The organism is Vibrio sp. 10N.222.48.A3, assembly GCF_041475345.1.
GTDB lineage: Bacteria > Pseudomonadota > Gammaproteobacteria > Enterobacterales > Vibrionaceae > Vibrio > Vibrio tasmaniensis_A.
Window position 1 is genome coordinate 1 of sequence record NZ_JBFRVX010000340.1, and the last position, 6,307, is coordinate 6,307.

Below are 6,307 nucleotides of genomic sequence, written 5' to 3' on the forward strand. Positions count from 1 at the left end.
ATAACCGACCCCAACCAATTTATTGTCGATCACTCGATAGTAGGTGTGCTTGGTTTCGACTTTGCTCGACAGGGGATTTAGCCATCGATAGGTGTAAACACCACGGCCATTTTCTTTGGCGAGATTTAACATCTCAGTGAGAATTGGCTTATCGTCAGGGCTTAGAATTTCGTTGTGTGAACGTCCAACAAGCTCAGGGGATACACCATGTGCAAGCAGCTTTCCAGAGCTCATGTCCATCACAAACACATATAAGTCTCCTTCAACAAAGCTACCCTCAGCGTCATTGAACTCAGTCAGGCTCTCTTGTTCTGACTCCACTATCGCTGTCATGGCTCTCGCCAATAGATTCTTTGCCTCAGCAGCACTTGAACGTTCTGGGTAATAACCCACCGCCACGATCACATCGCCCACTCGCTCAAAGAAGGTGGTTTTAGGCTCCCCCATGCGATCAGTTGGGTTGGTCCAGTGATACTTCACTTCACCGAAGCCGTTGTGTACCGCTTTCGTGATCATTTCTCGGAAAAATGGATTACCGTAAACGTCCTGAGTGTCTAAAACACTGTCGCCCACCAACACCATTGAAGAACCGCCACTGGCAAGGAATTGACCATCAATCCCCAAAGCGAATACATACAACTCACCATCTATGTATTCAGCATCGCTCATAAAGTCTTGAACGCTTTCATCGCCTTCTTTTTGTACATGGACAACCGCTTTAGCAAGCAGGGTTTTGGCTCTTCTTTCCGCGTCACTGACCACATGTGGCTCTGAAATATCGAGCACATTGACTGGCTCGTTTTCTTTCGCTGTTTCTGAATGTTCAGCACGCAATCCAATGCCACTGATCACTGCAAATACGGCACAACCAATAAGGATAATTCTTGATATATTCATAGTGACTTCTCCTAATAGCCCACTAAGGACGGTAGCCAAAGCGTAATTTGTGGGAAGAAAGCGATAACGAACACGCCGACTACCGATGCAAGAACAAAGGGATGGATCTTCGCGGTGATCTGCTCGACCGTGGCTCCGCCTATCCCCGAGGCGACAAAGATATTTTCACCGAGCGGCGGTGTAGCAAAACCTATCGATAACGTACACACCACCACAATACCTACGTGGGTTGGATCCGCGCCTAGCATGTACATGATTGGCAGCAGCACTGGCACGATAATCATGATCGCGGCTAACGTTTCCATGAACATACCGACGAAAAGCAATAGCACAATAGTCAGTGCCCACACCATGTACATGTTGTCAGTGAAACCTAGCAATGACTCAGCCACTACGACCGGAATTTTTTGTTCGATTAACAAGCGACCAAATACCGTTGCAGCGAATAGAATCAGCAACACACGCCCGGTAATCCATGTGGTTGTCGATAATGATTTGATGGTGCTTTTGAACGATAACTCTCGGTGAATAAACACACCCACAAACAGCGAATAGAAGATAGCCACAACCGCTGACTCTGTTGGTGTGAACATACCACTATAGATACCTCCGAGAATCAAAAATGGAGCCAGTATCGACCATATGCCACGGCGCAAAGCGTGTCTTACTTCGCCAAAGGACCAATTCTCAGACAGCCCTTTATAGCCTTCTCGCTTGGCAATGAAGTAGTTGGTGACGACGAGTGTAGATGCCATGATGAAGCCAGGAACAACGCCTGCAACAAACAATTTAGGAATAGATAAAGAAGCAAATTGCCCGTGTTGAGCGATGGCTTCAGGCGGTGCCATTAATCCCATTGCTGAGATGCCGAAAATAACTAACGGGATGGATGGCGGAATGATAATCCCCAAGCCCCCTGATGCGGCCGTTACTGCCGATGCGTAACTCTTATCATAATCTCGCTTAACCATTGCAGGCACCATTAGCATGCCTACCGCAGCTGTGGTTGCAGGGCCTGAACCTGAAATAGCACCAAAAAACAAACACGCCATGACCGTTGCAGCGCCAAGGCCACCCGTCACGGGTCCGGCTAAGCTCTCTGCAATATCCACCAGACGTTTGGAGATACCCGCCGCCTCCATTAATGCGCCAGCAAGAACAAAGGCTGGTAGTGCCATTAACGGGAAGTTACCCACCGAGGTAAACGCGATTTGTACTAAAGCGATGGGATTTTTATCGAGCAACATATAGGCCGCCATTGAAGCGCCGGCCAGTGATACTGTGATTGGTGCACCCAGAATTAACAGGGTTAAGAAGCCACCAAATAAAATTAGAGTTAAATAGGATTCCATTATTACATCTCTCTATTACGGCTATTCTCTGTGACGACTACTGTGATGACTTTTGTGCCGTCATTTTGCGCAGTTCTTTGACTTCAGGATCTTCGTTCTTAGCGCCCTTAAATAAGCGCTCGTAGTTGTTCCAGATAATGCGCAGCATCATTAGAGAAAATGCGATTGGCAAAATCATATAGAAGTATTTCATTGGGATGCCTGTCGTCTGAGACTTCCAGAACAAATTCATTTTGTTGAACACGAAATCGTAGCTGAGATAAACAAAGTAGCCGTTAAACAACAACCATAAGAAGTCAGCGATGGTTTCACAGACGGTCTGAACAATCGGGGGGAAGAACTTGAAGTGAAAACTGACTCGGTTATGCGCCGACATCTTGGCCGCAACAACAGCTCCTAGATAGGCAAACCAAACAAACATGTAAGTAGCGACTTCATCACCCCAAGGTATGGAGTAATCGAAAAGCTGACGAGTAAGGATTTGTGTGAACAGCAATAGGACAAAGCTTGCTAGCAACAAACAACATGTATATTCCTCAATGTTGTTAAGGTGCTTTTTTATTGTTTTAGCGACTGACATATAACCTCCAATGTTGATTTCCACATGACAACCAGTCGCTCGCGGTACTAAAAAGATCAGGTACTGGACAGATCAACGAGTAAAGCCATGTAAATGCCCTATCTAACCGTTCTATCGCTAGGTGATTAAGTAGCGAAGAACAGCAGATAGGGCGAATCTAATCGTTACTTTCTACCTAGTAACTCAAGAACGTCGTCTAGCTTGTCTTTGCCTCCAATGCTTGAATAGAACTTAGGCCAAACTGACTTAGTGACTTTGCTGATCCACTCTTGCTCGTTGTCTGCTGGGTCAGTGAAGACCATGCCTTTTGCTTGCAGTTCTTCACGGATCTTGTTTTCAGTATTTTCTAAGTATGCAAAGCTGTGCTCTGTCGCTTCCTGACCCGCTTCAAGAATGATCTTTTGCATTTCAGGCGTTTGTTGTTGGAAGACAGTTTCACTGACGATTAGCGGCTCAAGAGAGAAGATGTAGCGAAGGTTTGTGACGTACTTTTGTACTTCATTGAACTTCATCGCATGCACAGTGATGTATGGGTTGTCTTGACCATCAACCACGCCTTGCTGTAGGCCAGTAAATGTTTCTGACCATGCCATTGGTGTTGGGTTTACGCCCCATGCTTGGTAAGAAGCAATCATGATTTCGTTACGAGGAACACGAATCACTAGTCCTTTTAGATCCTCTGGTGAAGCCACTGACTTTTTAGAGTTAGTCAGAACTCTAAAACCAGAATAAGCCCAACCAACGATACGAACGCCTGCATCACGAATGGTGTTATCGACAAGGTCTTGACCCACTTGGCCTTGAGTTAATAGCACCGCTTCTTCTGCACTTTGAATAACATAAGGCATGGTCAATAGACCAACCGTTGGAGAGAAAGGCGTCACGTTGTTGATCGCCAATACTGAGAAGTCGAGAAGGCCGATTGCCGCGTCGTTGACGGTGTCTTGCTCGTTGCCCAATTGACCATTCGGGAACAGGTCGATTTTGACTTTACCGTCTGTTTTTTGCTCCATCAATTCAGAAAATGATGTCGCTAATTCCCACTGCGTACCACCAGCAGCATCGCCGATAGCCATTTTAAAATTTGCTGCTGCCGCGGTATGAGATAGCATCGCTGTTGCTACAATTGTGACGCCAGCAATAATTTTATTTTTAATCAATTTCATAGTCTTAACCTTTCATATCATACAGACGTCCTGCCTGTACTTTGCTCACAAGGTGACCTGGTACAACTTTCCTGGTCGTAGTTCTATTTCCCTATTTTGGAAACAATGTTCGAGTAGCTAAAGCACTTCATCCTTTAACGAATACCACTGATAAAGGAACTGTTGCCCTACTCTACGAAATGGTGCAAACATCTCAGATTCCACCACTTCCCTCACGTTGGGGAACGGAAGTTTTGATTCAAATATTGGCAAGTCAAGCTTATGACCTTCACCTGCGATCCACTGGGCAAGGCGCTTGCCTGCTTGAGCGGAGTACATCACACCATTGCCGCCATACCCTAGTGCGTAGAATATGGATTGCTTTGGATTCGGCTGATAGATTCTTGGCATCATGTCGTGGCTAACATCCACCCAACCCCACCATGAATAATCGATTTTGATCTGATCGAGAGAAGGGAATTTTCGGGTTAAATCCGCTCTCAACATATCTTCGTATTTCTTTTCAGGTGCATTCTTGCCACTGATGGCACTGCGTGTACCAATTTGCACTCGGTTATCCGGTAACAAACGGTAGTAATGACGCAGAATTCTGGTATCAGTAATCACCTGATTGGTTTTAAAGTTACACGCGGCGATTTCGTCTTGAGTTAACGGACGCGTCACCATCGAGTTAGAAAGTACGGGTAATAGGCGATTCTTAAGCTCTGAATGCAAACCTTGGCTTGTGTATCCGCCGGTACAAACACCGACAGAACGAGCCTTAACCACACCACCTGGCGTTTTCAGGTAATGCACACCGTTACGTGTTTCCCAACCCATCACAGGGCTTGCTGGGTGAACTTTTACACCGAGTGCTCTCGCCTTTCTTAGATAACCAAACGCCAATTTCCCAGCATGGATACCAATACCTTCTGGCTCATGCATTGCGCCTGCCGCTTCTTGATCACCAACGTAATCACGTTTTACGGTTTCCGCATCTAAGATCTGCGCATCGTAATCGAACGTGTCACGCAGCAACTTGGCTTCTTTCTCGAGTGTTGCCATCACTTTTGGACGGTGAGCAACGTATAAGTGGCCACCCGGCTGCGGGTCACAATCAATGTCTTTGATTAGAGATTTAAATGTGTTCATGCCATCGACGCATTCGCGGTGCATTTTTAGCGCGGTTTCGAGTCCCCAGCGTTCAATCCACTGAGAACGCTTCAAACGTCCTGACGCACACTGAGCCTGACCACCATTTCGGGTACTGCAGCCCCAACTCATACGGTTAGCTTCAATCACAGTCGCTTTAATGCCGTACATTTCAGCAAGGTGTATCGCGGTACTTAGGCCTGTGTAGCCTGAACCGATTATCGCCACATCGACATCCATATCCGATGTAATTGGGCCATCATCTTCAGGTGGTGCACCTGCGGTATCTACCCAATAAGTCGGGGCGTATTCCTTACCGTGACCGGGGCTCTTGTCTTTAAGTGGATCGTATTTTGGATCGTATTTATCTTGTGCTTGGGTGCTTTCTTTTGCTTGGGTGCTTGTCACCTTTGGCGGCACATCGGCTGCCGGTTGTTCCATTACTAAACTCATAATTCGACTCTCCTAGTCATAACACGTGAACGGGGTGCGATTTCGTGTCTAGCTCTTGGGAGTATTGCTGGGAGTCAAAAGAGGTCGTGTTTTACGGAAGGCATTTTTTACGCTGATTTTTCCCTCTTTCAGGGTAAACACATCAACCATACGAGCTTCGATGACAGTGCCATCAGGGTTAGTTGCAGAGAACGTTGATTCACTCACTGCGCGGTCACCACACACAAAGTGGACAGGGTCGCTCCAGGCTGCATCTGGAAAGTTCTGCCAAACCAATTCAAAGCTATTGCGAACGGCTTCGTACCCTTCGATAGTGTTTCCAAGTTCGCCTTCTCCTGCCACGGTGTGGAAGACACAGTCTTCGGTCATAAACGACATTAGCGCTTCAATATCATGGTTATTCCATGCATCACTAAAAGACTGTAAAAAGGCGGTGTCGACTTGGTTTTCCAGCACGAATGTCGCTGCATTGGTTTGCATATTCATATTCCAGAATCCTTTATGTTTTCGTTATTGGTTTAAATTTCAGTAGCTTTGCGCCACTTTTTTATTAGAGTGTTTAAACTAGATCTGTGAAATTTAACAACTTGATAACAAGCTTCGCCACTCTAACTTCGAGTTACTTTATAAACAATCTTTAAGCTCACAGATTTCATCTTTTTATAAATTAATTAGTGTTCTAATTTTATTTACACAGTCACTCACTAGATTTATACGAGGTCTAAATA

The 6,307-nt window shown here is 45.9% G+C and carries 6 protein-coding genes; all 6 read right to left on the reverse strand.

Annotation, left to right across the window (positions count from 1 at the left end; all coding sequences use genetic code 11):
* Positions 1-897, reverse strand: an 897-nt coding sequence (locus tag AB4653_RS10770) for a cache domain-containing protein (protein WP_372104125.1), incomplete at its 3' end; no start/stop codon positions are given.
* An 11-nt stretch (positions 898-908) separates the two neighbouring features.
* Entirely contained in the window at positions 909-2,249 is a 1,341-nt protein-coding gene (locus tag AB4653_RS10775; RefSeq protein ID WP_009845768.1) for a TRAP transporter large permease, read from the reverse strand.
* Between the two features lie 37 nt (positions 2,250-2,286).
* Positions 2,287-2,829, reverse strand: coding sequence for a TRAP transporter small permease (locus AB4653_RS10780; RefSeq protein WP_009845769.1), 543 nt, complete (start codon positions 2,827-2,829; stop codon positions 2,287-2,289).
* A gap of 164 nt (positions 2,830-2,993) precedes the next feature.
* Positions 2,994-3,995 carry a TRAP transporter substrate-binding protein gene (locus AB4653_RS10785; protein WP_009845770.1) on the reverse strand — a complete coding sequence of 334 codons (1,002 nt, stop codon included), beginning with the start codon at positions 3,993-3,995 and terminating at the stop codon, positions 2,994-2,996.
* A 117-nt stretch (positions 3,996-4,112) separates the two neighbouring features.
* Complete coding sequence (locus tag AB4653_RS10790; RefSeq protein WP_009845771.1) at positions 4,113-5,579, reverse strand: FAD-binding oxidoreductase; 1,467 nt, start codon at positions 5,577-5,579, stop codon at positions 4,113-4,115.
* A gap of 48 nt (positions 5,580-5,627) precedes the next feature.
* Positions 5,628-6,065: a nuclear transport factor 2 family protein gene (locus tag AB4653_RS10795; protein WP_009845772.1), complete on the reverse strand. Its 438-nt coding sequence runs from the start codon at positions 6,063-6,065 to the stop codon at positions 5,628-5,630.
* Positions 6,066-6,307: the final 242 nt, after the last annotated feature.

What these genes read in the sequence shown, in the direction of transcription:
- AB4653_RS10775 (WP_009845768.1), bottom strand. Translation starts at nt 2,249, where the DNA reads ATGGAATCCTATTTAACTCTAATTTTATTTGGTGGCTTCTTAACCCTG.
- AB4653_RS10785 (WP_009845770.1), bottom strand. Translation starts at nt 3,995, where the DNA reads ATGAAATTGATTAAAAATAAAATTATTGCTGGCGTCACAATTGTAGCA.
- AB4653_RS10780 (WP_009845769.1), bottom strand. Translation starts at nt 2,829, where the DNA reads ATGTCAGTCGCTAAAACAATAAAAAAGCACCTTAACAACATTGAGGAA.
- AB4653_RS10795 (WP_009845772.1), bottom strand. Translation starts at nt 6,065, where the DNA reads ATGAATATGCAAACCAATGCAGCGACATTCGTGCTGGAAAACCAAGTC.
- AB4653_RS10790 (WP_009845771.1), bottom strand. Translation starts at nt 5,579, where the DNA reads ATGAGTTTAGTAATGGAACAACCGGCAGCCGATGTGCCGCCAAAGGTG.